The organism is Bacillus sp. AFS001701, assembly GCF_002559405.1.
GTDB lineage: Bacteria > Bacillota > Bacilli > Bacillales > Bacillaceae_G > Gottfriedia.
The window spans coordinates 1-664 of record NZ_NTZO01000553.1 but is presented as its reverse complement, the minus strand read 5'-3'; the positions used below and the strand labels follow the sequence as shown (position 1 = coordinate 664).

Below are 664 nucleotides of genomic sequence, written 5' to 3'. Positions count from 1 at the left end.
TAATAAACCGGTTTAGTAAATCGGTTTATTAACTAAAAAGGAGATAAATCATGAACATACAATTAGCATTGGACCGAATGGGAATAGCGGAAGCTATTCAATTATCAAAAGAAGTAGAGCCACACATCGATTGGATTGAAGTTGGAACCTCTTTAATAAAAGAATTTGGTATGGCTAGTGTTAAAGAGATCAAACAAGCATTTCCAACTAAAACAATTGTTGCAGATATAAAAACGATTGACAATGCCCGCTATGAATTTGAACTTTGTTTTCAAGCTGGGGCAGATGTAGCCACTGTCATGGGGGTATCGCCTTTAGTGACAATCGATGCTTGTATGGAAGTTGCAAAGCGCTACAATAAAAAGGTAATGATTGACTTATTAAATACCACCGATGAACAAAAAAATTCATTGTTAAAATATAACGAAGCTATTTTTTGTGATCATGTCAGCAAAGATCAACAAGAAGAATCAGGTAATCGAAATATTGGAACAAGGATTGGGGACGAGCAATCAATTCAACTCGCTGTAGCGGGCGGAATAACGTTTGATTCAATTGGCAGTTTGATAGAGAAGGTAAATCCAGATGTTGTCATTGTAGGTTCTGCCATCACTAAAGCTAACAATCCATCAGATGCTTCAAAAAAATTTAAACAACTAATTTT

1 protein-coding gene is annotated in these 664 nt (G+C 35.4%); it reads left to right on the top strand.

All coding sequences use genetic code 11. The features are described from left to right. Window positions 1–50: 50 nt before the first annotated feature. Window positions 51–664: 3-hexulose-6-phosphate synthase (hxlA, locus tag CN514_RS22710; protein WP_141529492.1), on the top strand; the 614-nt coding region annotated here is incomplete at its 3' end.